We start from the raw sequence: 14,424 nt of genomic DNA, 5'->3' as shown, positions 1-14,424 counted from the left end.
GTCCGGTGGGTCGGCACAGGCCCTAGCCGTACGACGGCGTCCGCGGGCGCGGCCCGCGGACGCGCAGCGTCACTCGGCGGCGACGCTCTGGGCCGCGGGCTGCCCGGCCGGCTCCCGGTCGGCCTTGGCCTGGGCCTTCTTGGCCTTGATCCGCATCACCACGAACGAGCCCACACCGAAGAGCACCGCGGCCACGAGGCCCAGGTAGGAGAACTTGCCGATCCACTCCTCGGCGACCTTGCCCACGGTGTAGATGAGCGCGACCGTACCGCCGGCCCAGATGATGCCGCCGAGGACGTTGGCGATGAGGAACTTCCAGTACGGCATCTTGAGCACACCCGCGAGCGGGCCGGCGAAGATGCGCAGCAGCGCGATGAAGCGGCCGATGAAGACCGCCCACATGCCCCACTTCGTGAAGGCGCGCTCGGCGGTGGCCACGTGGTGGGCGCCGAAGTGCTTGGGGAATTTCCGGCCGAGCCACTCCAGCAGCGGCTTGCCGCCCTTGCGGCCGATCAGATAGCCGATCGAGTCGCCGACGATGGCGCCGGCGACGGCACACACGCCCAGCACGTAGGGGTTGATGTGGTCCTGGGAGGCGGCCAGCAAGGTGGCGCTGACGAGCACGATCTCACCGGGGAGCGGGATGCCCAGGCTCTCCAGACCGATGACGCCGGCCACCATGAGGTAGACGGCGACCGCCGGTACCGATTCGAGCCATTCCTGGATGTGCAACGCCGGTTCCTCCCCGGTTTGACGACCTGCTTCCCGGCGCGCGCCGCAAGAGGGCGCACGTCGGGAAGCCTACTGGAGGGGAAGACTCTCCCACGGCCCGTGAGGTTGCGGGAAAACGGCCACGTGTTCTCATGAGCCGCCGTCGTCCCGCGCTCCGCCGTGCGCCGGGGGCCCACTGCCGGGATCCCGGCGGCGAAGGCCCGCCTGCACCTTTCCGACCACCACTTTGGCGGCCACTCCGAGGACCAGGAGGTCGGCGGCCATCTGCACCATCGTGAGGATCCGGGCCGTGTCCGAGAGGGCGACGATGTCGCCGAAGCCGACCGTGGTGAACACGGTGAGCGTGAAGTACAGGGCCGCGGTGCGGTTGAGGTGGACGTTGAAGTTCCCGGGCTCCTTCCGCTCCACCAGGTAGTAGGTGGCGGCGAACAGCAGCAGGAACAGCGGCATGACGGTGGCGAGCATCTCGACGGCCCGCAGCCGGGGCCGCGAGGACTCGGCGATCGAACGGCTCTGCCGCATGAAGAGCAGCAGCACGCCGGTCAGGCCGAGGGCGAGGCCCAGGGCCGTGGCACCCGTGAATCCCTTGTCGAGGGGCAGCAGGTAGTAGACGAGGAGCAGGCCGGTCGCGGAGACCAGCGGGCGCAGCACCGCGCTCACGGGCAGCCTGCGGCGGCCTGCCCCGCCCCGCCGGCGGCCTCTCACGCTGCCGCCCGGCCGTCCGCGGTCCTGCCGGGTCGGGCCGTCGGCAGGCTGCGGGTGAAGGCGAAGCTGACGAGCGTCACACCGGCAGCGGCGAGGACGGCCGCCTTGAGGCTTTCGATCTGGGCGTCGGCGTAGGCGCTCACCACAGCGTCCACCTCGGACGGCGGCAGCGCGGCGCGCTGGGCCGCTTCCCGCACCTGGTCCGTGCTCACGAAGCTGACGCCCCCCTCGACGGCGACCCCGGCCTGTTTGCGCACCTCGTCCGAGATCTTCGGGTTGTTCTCGATCTTCGAGGTGAAGGTGGCGACGAGCGCCCCGATCAGGAGGGAGCCGATGAGCGCCGTGCCCAGCGAGGATCCGAGGTTCTGGGCGGTGTACTGCAGCCCTCCCGCCTCGCTGCGCTCCGCGTCCCCGACGCTGGACTGCGCGATGTTGCCCAGCTGGGAGGCGAGCAGGCCCATGCCGAGACCCAGCACGGCCATCGCCGCCCCGAAGGGCAGGTTGTCGATGTCGGGCCGGATGGCGGCGATCAGCCAGAGGATGCCGGCGAACAGCACCAGCAGGCCGCACCGGACGATCGTCCGCGGTCCGGCGACCTTGCTCAGGAGCGGGCCCGACATGGCGGACAGCAGCATCGTCACCGAGACGGGGAGCAGCCGCAGGCCGGTCTGGAAGGCGTTGAAGCCCTGGACGACCTGAAGGTACAGCGGAATCGCGAAGAACAGCCCGAGCAGGATGAGGTTCTGGCTGAGGAGCACGGCCAAGCCGGAGCGCAGCGGCACGACGGCGAAGAGCGAGAAGTGCACCAGCGGCTCCCTCCCCCGCGCCTCGCACCGCCGCTCCCAGGCGCGGTACGCGAAGAGGGTGGCGCCGCCGGCCGCGATGACGCAGAGGGTGGGAGAGAACCCGAGGACGGTGAACGGGACGTTGCGGGGCCGCAGCCACCCCCACGAGCTGCTCTGCAGCACCCCCAGCACCACGAGGGCCATGCCGACGGCCGACAGCACGACGCCCCCGACGTCGAGCCTGGTCCGGGGCTCGGCCGGAGGGTCCGGGATCCAGCGGATGGCGCACAGGATGCCGATGACCAGCACGACCTCGCCGGCGAAGACCAGTCGCCACGTCAGGTACGTCGTCACCCACCCGCCGAGCAACGGCCCCACCGCGATACCCGCACCCGCGAGCCCGCCGATGACTCCGTAGGCGACGGACCGGTCCCGTCCGCGGTACGCGCCGGCCACGAGCGCCGCCAGGGCCGGGAGGACCAGCGTCGCTCCCAGGCCCTCGATCACCGACCACCCCAGGGTGAGCACCCACAGGGCCGGGGACACGGCGGTGAGGGCCGAACCGACGCCGTAGACCGTCATGCCGGTGGCGAACGCCCGGCGGCGGCCGGCCATGTCGCCCAGCTTCCCTCCCGTGATCATGAAGGCGGCCATGACCAGGGTGTAGAGCGTGATGACGGCCTGGATGGAGGTGACGTCGGTGTGGAAGTCCTCCACCAGCTTCCCGATCGAGACGTTCATGACCGAGGTGTCCAGCACCATCAGGAACTGGGCCGTGCCGAGGACGATCAGGGCCCGCCAGCGTTTCACGGCATGCACCTCTCCGGTACTCGGCACGCGTGCCGAAGCGTGTGGGCGGCGGCGGAGGTCACCATGGGGCCGCGCGACCGGCGTTCATCGTCTGCGGAACCGCCGGGTCACCCAGCCGGGCGCCCTCCCGGCACGCCTTCGAGCTTGCCGGGCGGGATGGCGTTCGAGGTACAGGCAGCCGATGACCGACCCGAGGTGGATGACCACCCCCACCGCCACCACCCAGGACAGGATGACCATGACCACGCCGATGGGACCGTAGCGCTGCTCGTTGGACACGATCGCCGCCGAGAAGTAGAAGGCGGAGAACACCCCCAGGCCCATCCAGCACAGGCCGGTGACCAGCGCCGCCGGGAAGAGCCTGCGCCACGGCACGGCGTGCACGAGCAGCACCCCCGCGCTCCACCACCAGAACAGCGTCGAGAGGACGAGGCCGCTCAGGCCCTGGAGCACGGGGCTGCCCGCCTTGCCCAGCAGCCTTCCGGTGACGGCGTGCATGGCGCTGTAGGCGAAGAGGGACGCGAGCCAGGCGAGCCGGGCGACGACGGCCCGCTCCCATCCGGGCGACGGGACGGCGAACACCTTCTGGTACCAGTTCTGCAGGGTGCCGGCGACGGCCATCGCTCCGAGCACCAGCAGGATGACGCTCGTCACCGTGATCGTGCCCGAGTTCCCGCCCGGCTTGAAGAGGGTGCCCAGGGCCTTGGCCGCCTGCTGGTCCAGGCCCAGCCAGCCGGCGACCACGGTGGCGGTGCTGCGGTCCGCCGAGGTGGTGATCACGATGAGCAGGGGGAAGAAGCACAGGATCGCGAGCGCCGCCAGCTGGAAGGAGTTGCCGAAGAAGTCGATGGCCGTGAGCCGGTTCCACAGCGCGCCCACCTGCCCCGAGCCGAGGCGCTCGGCGGCCTCGTGCCGCTTGCGGTCCAGGGTCGTCCAGCCCGCGGGCCGGTGACCCCGGACCGGGTGCGGAAACCTCCGCCCCCTGCGGCCCGTCATGGAACGGCATTGCGCGACCCGGATTCCGCGTCCGCGGCGGTGCGGGGGGCGAGGAACTCGCGGATGGCGAACGCCGCCAGGACGACCACCACGAACCAGAAGACGACCATGCCGGTCGGGTGCGCCCAGAACACAAACACCACGGCGGCGACCACGAGGATGCCCGCACCGATCCAGCGCTTGTACCGCCGTGTGAACCGCTCGGCCGGCCCGGCTCGGAAGCCCGCCGAATCCGCGGCCCTGCGCGTCCCGGCGATCCCGCCGCTGCACGCGTCGCGAAGGGTCACCGCCGGGTGTGACGGCCCGATGACGAAGGCACCGATGGCCACCGCCGCCGCCAGCACCCCTACGGCCCGTACCGCTTGCCTCAGGAAGTGCACCAGCGCGTCGTAGACCGCGCCCGCCGCTCCATGGGACACGTCCGGCGGAAGGTGGTCGAGGTAGAAGGACCGGAACACGGCGATCGCGACGCCGAGGACGACCATGGCCGCCAGGATGCCCAGTGCCGCCCCGATCAGCGCCCTGCGACGGTTGGCGGCCACGAAGACCCCGATCGCGGCGATCACCGCCACGATCAGCGGGAGCCAGTCACCGGCGATGCCGAGCAACCGGAACCACGTCTTGTACTTGGCGAGGTCCGGGGAGGAGTAGATGACGAACCCGGTGTGCACCTGCGGGATGCGTGCCGCGGCGTCCAGGCCGGCATCGGTCAGCCGCCCCTTGACCTTGTCGATCACCGGGGCCAGGTCGACCGTCACCTCATCGCCCTGAAGCTGCACCGTGCCGCCCCCCTGGCCGGTCAGTGCCTTGTCGACGGCGTTGTGGGCGGCGCGGTTCCCCTCGGTCCACAGGGTCGCGAACTGGTCACTGGTCACCAGGCGGTGCGCCACGTCGTGGATCAGGCTCGTCAGGCCGTCGGTGATCGGCCCGTCGAGCTTGTTGATCAGGTCGGCAGCCCGGGGCGGGACCCCTTTCTCGGACGCGGCCTGGGACAGCTGACCGATCAGCGCCTTGACGTCGATCTGCTGCACCACCGTCCGGGCCACGCGGTCGGCCGCCGCGTCCTGCACCTCGGGGTTGTGGGCCAGCGGTGCCACGGTGGCGACGTACCGGTCGGTGTCCGACACCTGGTCGTGTGCCCAGACAGCCACCACGGCCGCCGGTGACAGGATCGCGGCGATGAGGATCAGAACGGTCGCGGCGGTACTCCGGAGCGGATGGCCGCGGGCACGCGCCGGATGCGCCTCCAGCTGTGCCACCCGCTCCGACAGCCGCTTCAGCTCGTCCGGCCCGCCGCCGGGCGGGCGCGGGGTTCCGCCTTCTTCGTCGTCGGTCGGCATACCGCCAGTCAAACCGGACGGTGCCGCGCGAGCGACCGGAGATCCGCCGACCGGGCGATGCGAGGGCGGAAGCGGCCGAGACTACGCGTTGGGCCGCAGGGTCCACCAGATGAACATCTCGCCCGTCTCCGCGCCGTCCTCGCGCGTGATCGAGATGCGCACCGGGAACTCCGGCCGCTCTCCGGCGTCCAGCTCGGCGATCACGTCGGCCGCCGGGCGCCCCAGCTCGGCGGTGGCGGTCACCGGGCCCTTGGCGAGCTTCTTGTAGCCGATCTCGGCGCGCACGGCGAGCGGCACGGCGCGGGAGAGCTGGTCGCCGAAGGCCGCGAGCACGATCGCGCCGCTCGCCGACTCGGCGAGGGTGAACATCGCGCCGGCGTGCGGGCCGCCGACGTGGTTGTGGAAGTCGGGCTGGTCGGGCAGGCGGAGCACGGCGCGCTCGGCGGTGATCTCGTCGAACTCGAGGTTGAGGGTGCGGACCATGGGCACGGTGGCCGCGAGAGCGTCGCCGATCGAGGCTTGGGTCTGAGACATGACGGCAAGTTACCAGTCAGTAGTAACGGAGGGAAGGGGCTCGGGGATCAGCTGTCAGCGTCGCCCTCTATGGTTATCCGCCATGTGGCCAGGACAGCAGCCGCCCGGGGGCGAGCAAAACCCGCAGGACCCTAACCGGAACCCGTACCAGCAGCCGGGGTACCAGCAACCCAACCCGTACCAGCAGCCGGGTTACCAGCAGCCGGGGGCTCAACAGCCCAACCCCTACGCGCAGCCGGGCGGTCCGCAGCCCGGGGGCCCGCAGCCCGGCGGTCCCCAGTGGACCACCCCGGCCGCGCCCTTCGGGCCGCTCCCGCCCGAGCCGCCCAAGGAGGGCCGCAACAAGCGCACGGCGGTGATTGCGATCGCCGCGGCGGTGGCGGTGGTCGCCGCGGCCGCGGTCGCCGGAGTGGTCGTCCTCGACAAGAACGACGGCGGCAAGGACGACAAGCAGAACACGGCGCACAGCAGCGACAAGCCGTCGGCCTCCGCCTCGGCGTCCGCGAGCAGCCAGGCGCCCGAGGACAATCCGCGCTCGGGCGGCGAGGTCAAGCCGGTGATCGACGGCTGGAAGGTCGTCGTGAACCCCAAGCGGCACGACGCCTTCGACGTTCCGGCGGACTGGCAGGTCGATGCACCCGACATGTCCCACGGCTTCGAGGACGACAAGGGCCAGCCTCTGGTCATGATGACGGCCGCCGCCTATTACAAGATGGGCGAGTGCGCCAAGGACGACCACCGGGCCGGCACCGGCACCAAGGGCGCCCAGGGCGCCAAGAGCCCGGAGAGCGCCGCCGAGATCGAGGCGAAGAACTGGGTCCTCTCGGCGTTCGACCAGAAGCAGACCGGCCACCTCGAAACCACCAAGGCCCAGCCGTTCAAGAGTGACCACGGCCTCACCGGCGCCATGGCCTCGGCCACGGTCACCGGGGTGGACAAGAACAAGAAGTGCATGACGGACGGCAAGTCCTTCGCCGTCACGTACAAGGACTCCAGCGGCGACCTGGCGACCTGGGTGCTCTACGCGGGCACCGGTTTCGACAGCGAGCTCAAGGACGACGTCATCAAGAAGATCATGAGCACGCTCCGGCCGCTCCCCTCCTGATCGGACGCACCGCCCGCGCGGTCACCCGACGCTGAACGCCCCGCCGGGCGGCTCGGGTGACCGCACCGCCCGCGCGTCCGTCACCGGCACCGTCCCGGCCGCGAAACGCTCCAGCTCCGCCCCGTACTCCACCCGCGCCGGGAAGGCGTCCGAGGCGGCGCGCCGGGTCAGCTCAGCGACCGGCGGGGCGGCGTGCGAGGCGAGCAGGACGGCGTTGCCGAAGCGGCGGCCGCGCAGCATCGGGGCCTCCGCGATCAGGCAGACGTGTGCGAAGACCGCGGCGAACGTGGCGACCTGGGAGCGCAGGAAGCCGAACGGCGCGCCGTCCGCCAGATTGGCCGCGTAGTGACCGTCCGGGCGCAGGACGCGTGCGGCCGTGCGCGCGTACTCGACGGACGTCAGGTGCGCGGGCACCCGGGAGCCGCCGAAGACGTCACCGATGATCACGTCGGCACTGGCGTCGGGCGTCTCCTCCAGCGCGGTACGGGCGTCCGCGGCCTCCACCTCGATGCCGGAGCCCTCCGGCAGCGGAAGGTGCTCGGCGACCAGGGCGATGAGCCCGCGGTCCGCCTCGACGACGCGCTGCCGCGAGCCGGGGCGGGTGGCGGCCACGTAGCGGGGCAGGGTGAGCGCGCCGCCGCCCAGGTGCAGCAGATCGAGCGGACGGCCCGGCTCCGCCACCGTGTCCAGGACGTGCGCGAGACGCTGCGCGTACTCGAACTCCAGGTGGGTGGGGTCGTCGAGATCGACGTACGACTGCGGCGCACCGTCCATGGTGAGCAGCCAGGCCCGGGACCGGTCCACGTCGGGCATCAGCTTGGCGGTGCCGTAGTCCACTGCGCGGGTCACGGGTATCGGTTCGTCCACCCCCGTATTGTGCCCGGTTGGGCGGTGCGCCCGCTCTCCTCCGCCACCGCGGTCACCGTGCCGGTGCCGACCGTACGGCCGCCCTCGCGGATCACGAAGGGGAGGCCGGGCTCCAGGGGGACGCCCCGGCTCAGCTCGACGCGCAGGGTGACGGTCTCCCCGGGCCGGGCGGCGCCCCGCGCCCCGAGGTCGATCCGGCCGGGCACCCGGGCCGTGCGCAGGTGGAAAAGCAGCCCGCGGCCGCCTTCCGCGGCGGAGAGCAGCCGCACCCGGGCCGTGAAGTGCCGCCGGGGCACAGCACTTCGGGGGGCGGCCACGACGTCCCCGCGCCGCACGTCGTACCGCCGCACCCCGTGCAGCAGCAGCGCCACGCTGTCTCCGGCCTCGCCCACGTCCATGGTCTTGCCGAACGTTTCGAGGCCGGTGACCCCACAGGTCCCGTGCATCCCGGGCAGGGCGACGCGGTCGCCGACGCGCACCCGGCCGCGCTCGATGACTCCGGTGACGACCGTGCCGCGCCCGGGGACGGTTCGGGCGCTCTCCACCGGCAGCAGGAAGGGCGCGTCCGTATAGCGCACGGGCATCGGCACGTAGGTGTCGACGGCGTCCAGCAGCGCTTCGATCGCGGCGCTCCAGCGCGGGTCGCCTTCCAGGGCGCGCAGCGCGGAGACGCGGACGACCGGGATGTGCCCGCCCGGGCAGCCGTGCGCGGAGAGCAGATCGCGGATCCCGAGCTCGACGAGGCCGGTGAGCTCCGCCTGGCCTTCGTCGGCCTTGTTGAGGGCCACCACGATGTGCTCGACGCCGAGCCGGCGGGCGAGCAACAGGTGTTCGGCGGTCTGCGGCATGACGCCTTCGAGCGCGGAGACGACGAGGATCGCTCCGTCGAGCCGGGCCGCGCCCGCGATCACGTTCTCGACGAGGCCGGGGTGTCCGGGCAGGTCCAGGTGGGCGTAGTGGCGGGTGTCCGTCTCGTACTCGACGCGGCCGGTGCCGGGCGTGCCGTCGAGGCGGTCGCGGGGGACGGAGGCGGTGGTGCCGCGGGCGCCGAGGATCTTGGTGATGGCCGAGGTGAGGGTGGTCTTGCCGTGGTCGATGTGACCGATGGTGCCGATGTTGAGGTGCGGTTTGGTGCGTGCATACGCCTGCTTGGGCATGTCTCCTTCTCCGGTGCGGTGTCAGCTCGGGGCACCGGCGTACGGTCTCGATGCTGGCGCACGGGGGAGGGTGCGTCGACCGGTTTTCGGCCGGGCGGCATGCCGTGTGCGTGCGGGCCGTCGGCCACGGACGGCCGGACGGACGGATGGCGGCCGGGCGTACGGAAGGTGACCGATGGTTGCTGTTTCTGCCCGTCTCGACGACATCGCGTCCTTCTCATCACAACGTCGGTTAGTCTCCTTCGATGCTCGATACCGCAGTGCCGTCCCCCGGCCGCCTCGCCGAGCGCTGCACCCGTGCGCTGCTGTCTCCTTGGAGCCGCCTCGGCCTGCTCCTGGTGCTGCTCGCCGCCGCCGTGGCGACCGTGCTGGCGTGCCGTCCGGAGCGGCTGCTGACCGACGGCTGGCCGCACCAGCTCTCCGGTGGCGTGGCCGTCGTGCTGTTCGCGGCGGCCTACGGGCTGTGCACGGCGGCGTTCGTGCCGCGGCCGGTGCTGAACATCGCGGCGGGGGCGCTCTTCGGCGCCACCGCGGGGACGGTGTCCGCGCTCGTCGGCACGGTGCTCGGCTCGGCGGTCTCCTTCGGCCTGGGACGGCTGCTGGGGCAGGAGGCGCTGCGCCCGCTGCTGCGCGGGCGGTGGCTCGAGGCGGCGGACCGGCAGCTGAGCCTGCACGGCTTCCGGACGATGATGGCGCTGCGGCTGTTTCCGGGCGTGCCGTTCGCCGCGGCCAACTACTGCGCGGCGGTCTCCCGGATGGGCTGGCTGCCGTTCCTGCTGGCGACCGCGCTGGGCAGCGTGCCCAACACCATGGCGTACGCGATCGCGGGCAGCCATGCGGCCAGGCCCACCTCGCCCGCGTTCCTCGCCGCGACGGCCTTCCTCGCCGTCACCGCGCTCGCGGCAGTCGTCGTGGCGTGGTGCAAGCGGGGCCGGATGGGCCTGCCGGGCAAGCGCGGCTGAGGGCGGCGGCCGCCCGGCGCGGCGTCAGCTCTTGACGGCTCGCAGGACGACGAACTTCGGGTCGCTGGCGACGAGCTCGCAGTTGCCGAAGAGCTTCCGGAGCTTGACGTGGTAGCCGAGGTGGCGGTTGCCGATGACCCACAGCTCGCCCCCGGGGCGCAGCGCCTTGCGCGAGCCGGTGAACATCCGCCAGGCCGTGGTGTCGGTGGTCGCCTGGTGGGAGTGGAAGGGCGGGTTGTTCAGCACCAGGTCCACGCTGCCGGGCGGAACGTCCGTCAGGCCGTCGGCCACCCGGAACTCCGCCTTGGTGCGAGCGCCGGCGTTGGCCCGGAAGGTGGCCTCGGCCGAGGCCACCGCCTGGTGGGACTCGTCGACGAAGAGCACCTCGGCGTCCGGGTTGGCCAGCGCCGCGGCCGTGCCGACGACTCCGTTGCCGCAGCCGAGGTCCACGACGCGCTCGGCCCCGCGGCGCCGCGGCAGGTGGCCCAGGAAGAACCTGGTGCCGATGTCGAGGCGCTCGGCGCAGAAGACTCCGGCGTGGTTGGTGACGGTCATGCCGGAGGCCGCGCCCAGCCCGTCGGGGAGCGCGTAACTGCGCGGCCAGGGGCTTTCGGCCCGGGGCAGGGCGGGGTCCGGGGTGCAGAAGACGAGCCGGGCCTTCTTCACCGCGAGGGAGGTGCGGGTGGGGCCGAGGATCCGCTCGAAGAGCTTGAGCGTCGAGGTGTGGATCTCGGTGACCTTGCCGGTGCCGATGACGACGGTGCCCTCGTGGACGGAGGGTGCGAGGCGGTGGAGCTGGTCCTCCAGGAGCGCGAGGCTCTTGGGGATGCGGATCAGCAGCGCGTCGATCCGGTCGGGGGGCGTGTCCCTGGTGGACAGCAGCCGGACGGAGTCGGCCGGGATGCCGTTGCGGGCGAGGTTGGCGGCGGTGGCCCGCTGGGTGAGGAAGGAGTCGGTGATCTGCACGGGGCGGTGCCCGGCGATCGCCGTGGCCAGTGCGCCCCACCGGTCGCCCAGGACGACCACGGTGCCCGAGAGGTCGATGGGCGCGTCGTCGATCCCCTTGAGGTGCCGCAGCAGGTACTCGTCGGCGGCGTCCCAGGCGCGCAGGGTGTCGCGGGGGTCCTCGGGGAAGCGGGAGAGCGTGAACTCGCCCCATGACGTCGTCAAAGAGTTCATTGTGCCCTCAGGCTAGCCGAGCACCCGGCTGCCGAAAAAAGTCCGCCGATGTCGGACGATCCCCCGCGTCGCCCGACATCAGCGGACACACCGGACTACCGCCCCACTCCCCCGCGGGCGGGACATCCGGGTACCTGCTGAGTATATTGGCTCGGAGCCAGTCAACGCAGGAGTTACAGCATGTCCCCGCGCAGCGCAGCGGTCAATGAGGAGTTGCGCCGCCGCTCGCGCGAGCGGCTTCTCCAGGCAACCGTCGAGCTGGTGGGCGAGCGCGGCTACGAGGCGACGACGCTCGCGGACATCGCCGACCGGGCGGGCGCGGCCCGCGGGCTGGTCTCGTACTACTTCCCCGGCAAGCGGCAGCTGCTGCAGTCCGCCGTGCACCGGCTGATGCACAAAGAACTGGAAGCCGCACTGGAGCGGGAGCCGCGCACGGAGGACGGCCGGGAACTGCTGGCGCGGGCGATCGACTCGGTCCTGGGCCTCGCCCGCGAGCATCCGCGGCTGATGCGCACGCACATGGCAGGCATCCTGACCGCCGAGGGCTTCATCCAGTGCCCGGAACAGCAGCGCCTGGCGTATCTGCTGCGCGAGACGGTGACGCGCTACGGCTCCCGGGACCCCGAGGCGGACTACCGGCTGCTGCGCGCCCTCATGATGGGCGCGGTGGTGGCGATCCTGCTGCCGGGCGCGCCGATGCCCGCGGACCGGCTGCGGTCCGAGCTGTTCCAGCGGTACGGGCTGGACTGGGAGCTGGGCATGCCGCCCGGCGCCAAACCGCCGCCGCCCGGCCTCTGACGCACGAGCCGCGCCCGTCCGCGGTGCGGCTGACACCCGCTCAGCCGGCGAGCCGTTCGGCCTGGAGCGAGCAGGCGGTCAGGACGCTGCCGAGGAGGCCGGGGAAGAGCGCTTCGAGGTCGTCGCGGCGCAGGGAGTTCATCTTGGCCGTGCCACGGTAGATCTGGCTGATCACGCCGCTCTCCCGCAGCACCCGGAAGTGGTGAGTGGTGGTGGACTTGCTCACGGGCAGCTCGAAGACCGAACACGCCTGCTCGTCTCCCTCCTCCGCCAAGGCACGGACGACCAGCAGGCGCATGGGATCGGACAGGGCGTGCAGGACGCTTTCAAGCCGGATCTGCTCACGCGCCGGATGGTCGAGGGAGCGGCTGCTCGGAGGGGTCACGGCTGCTCCTTGAGGGGATGGCGGAAGAAGTGACGCCGGTGGCGGGTGGGGAACCCCAGGCGCGATTGATTGTACGAGAACCATCGTAGTTTGACATCTGCCGTACTACGGTGACTACCGTACGAGCAGCGCGCAGCCGACGCCCGGCTCGCCGCGAATGCGAAACGGAGCCCGTCGTGAGCACACTGTTCCAGCCCCTCACCCTGCGATCGCTGACCATCCCCCACCGCGCCTGGATGGCGCCGATGTGCCAGTACTCGGCCGAGGTGTCCGGGCCGCGGGCGGGTGTCGCGAACGACTGGCACTTCTCGCACTACGCGGCGCGCGCCGCGGGCGGCACCGGACTGGTCCTCGTCGAAGCGACGGCCGTCAGCCCGGAGGGCCGGATCAGCCCGGCCGACCTCGGCCTGTGGAACGACACCCAGACCGAAGGGCTCCGCCGCATCGCCGCCTTCCTCAAGGAGCACGGCACCGTCCCGGGCATCCAGATAGGGCACGCGGGACGCAAGGCCGCCACCGACCGCCCCTGGCGGGGCGGTGCCCCGGTGGGCCCGGAGGAGGGCTGGCAGCCGGCCGGCCCCAGCCCGCTGCCCTTCAGGGACGGCCACCCCGTCCCCGACGAACTGACGACCGTGCAGATCAAGGAGATCACGGGGAAGTTCGCGGCCGCTGCGCAGCGCGCACTGGCCGCGGGCTTCGAGGTGATCGAGGTGCACGGCGCCCACGGCTACCTGATCCACGAGTTTCTCTCCCCGCACACCAACCGCCGCACCGACGAGTACGGGGGCTCCTTCGAGAACCGGACGCGCTTCGCGCTCGAAGTGGTGGACGCGGTGCGCGCCGTATGGCCCGAGCATCTGCCCCTCTTCTTCCGCACGTCCGCCACCGACTGGCTGACGGAGAACCCCGAGGACGAGCGCGAGGGCTGGACGGCCGACGACACCGTGCGCCTGACGCACGAGCTGCGCGCCCGCGGCGTCGACCTGCTCGACGTCTCGACCGGGGGCATCGCCCCCGGCGCGGCCATCCCCGTCGGCCCCGGCTACCAGGTGCCCTTCGCCCGGCGTGTCAAGGACGAGACCGGGCTGCCGGTCGCCGCGGTCGGCCTGATCACGGACCCGCAGCAGGCCGAGAAGATCGTCGGCTCGGGCGACGCCGACGCGGTGCTCCTCGGTCGCGAGCTCCTGCGCGACCCCTTCTGGGCCCGCCGCGCGGCGCAGGCGCTCGGCGCCGAGACCCGCGTCCCCGACCAGTACGGCTGGGCCGTCTGACCCCGCCCGGCCGCGAATCCGGCCCCGAAGCCCCACGCGGACCTCGGGGCCGGATTCGTACGAGCACGGACTGAGCCAGTAGAGTGACGCTCCGTGGCTGCACGACCGTTGAACGAAATCGTCGAACCGGGCTGGGCCAAGGCGCTGGAGCCGGTGGCCGGGCGGATCGCCGCGATGGGCGACTTCCTGCGCGCCGAGATCGCGGCAGGCAGAACCTACCTGCCCTCGGGCACCCATGTGCTGCGCGCTTTCCAGCAGCCCTTCGACGACGTCAGAGTGCTGATCGTCGGTCAGGACCCCTATCCCACGCCGGGTCACGCCGTCGGCCTGAGCTTCTCCGTCGCACCCGAGGTGCGACCGCTGCCGGGCAGCCTGGAGAACATATTCCGGGAGATGCACACCGACCTGGGCCTGCCCCGGCCCTCCAACGGCGACCTGACCCCCTGGACGCAGCAGGGAGTCCTGCTGCTCAACAGGGCGCTGACCACCGCCCCGCGCAAACCGGCCGCGCACCGCGGCAAGGGCTGGGAGGAGGTCACCGAGCAGGCCATCCGCGCGCTCGTCGGCCGCGGCCGGCCCATGGTGGCGGTGTTGTGGGGGCGCGACGCCCGCAATCTGCGCCCCCTGCTCGACGGGGTGCCGTGTGTGGAGTCCGCACACCCCTCCCCCATGTCCGCGGACCGAGGATTCTTCGGCTCCCGGCCGTTCAGCCGGGCCAACGACCTCTTGACGCGGCAGGGTGCGACCCCGGTGAACTGGCAACTGCCCTGACACCCGGCCACGGTGGGCAGTAGGGTG

15 protein-coding genes are annotated in these 14,424 nt (G+C 72.0%); 5 read left to right on the top strand and 10 right to left on the bottom strand.

Annotated elements, in window-relative coordinates; genetic code table 11:
- Positions 1-69 precede the first annotated feature (69 nt).
- From FHS39_RS11540 to FHS39_RS11515, 6 genes are all read right to left on the bottom strand, one after another.
- Positions 70-732, bottom strand: a complete 663-nt coding sequence (locus FHS39_RS11540; RefSeq protein WP_184349179.1) for a DedA family protein — start codon at positions 730-732, stop codon at positions 70-72.
- 129 nt (positions 733-861) lie between these two features.
- Entirely contained in the window at positions 862-1,392 is a 531-nt protein-coding gene (locus FHS39_RS11535; protein ID WP_184349178.1) for an ion channel, read from the bottom strand.
- 41 nt (positions 1,393-1,433) lie between these two features.
- Positions 1,434-3,032 (bottom strand): MFS transporter, encoded by a 1,599-nt coding sequence (locus FHS39_RS11530; RefSeq protein ID WP_184349177.1) that lies wholly within the window; start codon positions 3,030-3,032, stop codon positions 1,434-1,436.
- A gap of 84 nt (positions 3,033-3,116) precedes the next feature.
- Positions 3,117-4,028, bottom strand: coding sequence for a YihY/virulence factor BrkB family protein (locus FHS39_RS11525; RefSeq protein WP_184349176.1), 912 nt, complete (start codon positions 4,026-4,028; stop codon positions 3,117-3,119).
- Complete coding sequence (locus FHS39_RS11520) at positions 4,025-5,368, bottom strand: hypothetical protein (protein ID WP_246470141.1); 1,344 nt, start codon at positions 5,366-5,368, stop codon at positions 4,025-4,027. The genes FHS39_RS11525 and FHS39_RS11520 overlap by 4 nt, the downstream gene beginning before the upstream one ends.
- An 81-nt stretch (positions 5,369-5,449) precedes the next feature.
- Positions 5,450-5,902: a DUF4442 domain-containing protein gene (locus FHS39_RS11515; protein WP_184349175.1), complete on the bottom strand. Its 453-nt coding sequence runs from the start codon at positions 5,900-5,902 to the stop codon at positions 5,450-5,452.
- 82 nt (positions 5,903-5,984) lie between these two features.
- On the opposite strand from FHS39_RS11515, the gene FHS39_RS11510 reads away from it, so the two are divergent.
- Entirely contained in the window at positions 5,985-7,007 is a 1,023-nt protein-coding gene (locus FHS39_RS11510) for a DUF8017 domain-containing protein (protein WP_184349174.1), read from the top strand.
- A gap of 21 nt (positions 7,008-7,028) precedes the next feature.
- Here the strand turns inward: FHS39_RS11510 and FHS39_RS11505 are convergent, their stop codons facing one another.
- Both FHS39_RS11505 and FHS39_RS11500 read right to left on the bottom strand, forming a co-directional pair.
- A complete protein-coding gene (locus FHS39_RS11505) occupies positions 7,029-7,874 on the bottom strand; it encodes a spermidine synthase (protein WP_343069518.1) in 846 nt (281 codons plus the stop codon).
- A complete protein-coding gene (locus FHS39_RS11500) occupies positions 7,853-9,031 on the bottom strand; it encodes a GTP-binding protein (RefSeq protein WP_184349173.1) in 1,179 nt (392 codons plus the stop codon). The genes FHS39_RS11505 and FHS39_RS11500 overlap by 22 nt, the downstream gene beginning before the upstream one ends.
- A 245-nt stretch (positions 9,032-9,276) precedes the next feature.
- Here FHS39_RS11500 and FHS39_RS11495 point away from each other — a divergent pair, with 245 nt between their 5' ends.
- Positions 9,277-9,993 carry a TVP38/TMEM64 family protein gene (locus FHS39_RS11495; RefSeq protein WP_184349172.1) on the top strand — a complete coding sequence of 239 codons (717 nt, stop codon included), beginning with the start codon at positions 9,277-9,279 and terminating at the stop codon, positions 9,991-9,993.
- 24 nt (positions 9,994-10,017) lie between these two features.
- On the opposite strand, the gene FHS39_RS11490 is transcribed toward FHS39_RS11495, so the two are convergent.
- Entirely contained in the window at positions 10,018-11,172 is a 1,155-nt protein-coding gene (locus FHS39_RS11490) for a methyltransferase (RefSeq protein ID WP_184349171.1), read from the bottom strand.
- A 180-nt stretch (positions 11,173-11,352) separates the two neighbouring features.
- Between FHS39_RS11490 and FHS39_RS11485 the strand changes: the two genes are divergently transcribed.
- Positions 11,353-11,970, top strand: coding sequence for a TetR/AcrR family transcriptional regulator (locus FHS39_RS11485; RefSeq protein WP_184349170.1), 618 nt, complete (start codon positions 11,353-11,355; stop codon positions 11,968-11,970).
- A gap of 40 nt (positions 11,971-12,010) precedes the next feature.
- Here the strand turns inward: FHS39_RS11485 and FHS39_RS11480 are convergent, their stop codons facing one another.
- Positions 12,011-12,355, bottom strand: coding sequence for an ArsR/SmtB family transcription factor (locus FHS39_RS11480; protein ID WP_343069516.1), 345 nt, complete (start codon positions 12,353-12,355; stop codon positions 12,011-12,013).
- Between the two features lie 176 nt (positions 12,356-12,531).
- Here FHS39_RS11480 and FHS39_RS11475 point away from each other — a divergent pair, with 176 nt between their 5' ends.
- Positions 12,532-13,626 (top strand): oxidoreductase, encoded by a 1,095-nt coding sequence (locus FHS39_RS11475; RefSeq protein WP_184349168.1) that lies wholly within the window; start codon positions 12,532-12,534, stop codon positions 13,624-13,626.
- A gap of 93 nt (positions 13,627-13,719) precedes the next feature.
- Complete coding sequence (locus FHS39_RS11470; RefSeq protein WP_184349167.1) at positions 13,720-14,397, top strand: uracil-DNA glycosylase; 678 nt, start codon at positions 13,720-13,722, stop codon at positions 14,395-14,397.
- The last annotated feature ends 27 nt before the right edge of the window (positions 14,398-14,424 follow it).

It is taken from the genome of Streptomyces olivoverticillatus (genome assembly GCF_014203555.1).
Lineage (GTDB): Bacteria > Actinomycetota > Actinomycetes > Streptomycetales > Streptomycetaceae > Streptomyces > Streptomyces olivoverticillatus.
This window is presented reverse-complemented; position numbering and strand designations above follow the sequence as displayed.

Bases quoted from the DNA above. Each gene is read 5' to 3' on its own strand.
- FHS39_RS11520 (WP_246470141.1), bottom strand. From the start codon at position 5,368: ATGCCGACCGACGACGAAGAAGGCGGAACCCCGCGCCCGCCCGGCGGC.
- FHS39_RS11490 (WP_184349171.1), bottom strand. From the start codon at position 11,172: ATGAACTCTTTGACGACGTCATGGGGCGAGTTCACGCTCTCCCGCTTC.
- FHS39_RS11485 (WP_184349170.1), top strand. From the start codon at position 11,353: ATGTCCCCGCGCAGCGCAGCGGTCAATGAGGAGTTGCGCCGCCGCTCG.
- FHS39_RS11525 (WP_184349176.1), bottom strand. From the start codon at position 4,028: ATGACGGGCCGCAGGGGGCGGAGGTTTCCGCACCCGGTCCGGGGTCAC.
- FHS39_RS11515 (WP_184349175.1), bottom strand. From the start codon at position 5,902: ATGTCTCAGACCCAAGCCTCGATCGGCGACGCTCTCGCGGCCACCGTG.
- FHS39_RS11500 (WP_184349173.1), bottom strand. From the start codon at position 9,031: ATGCCCAAGCAGGCGTATGCACGCACCAAACCGCACCTCAACATCGGC.
- FHS39_RS11495 (WP_184349172.1), top strand. From the start codon at position 9,277: ATGCTCGATACCGCAGTGCCGTCCCCCGGCCGCCTCGCCGAGCGCTGC.
- FHS39_RS11510 (WP_184349174.1), top strand. From the start codon at position 5,985: ATGTGGCCAGGACAGCAGCCGCCCGGGGGCGAGCAAAACCCGCAGGAC.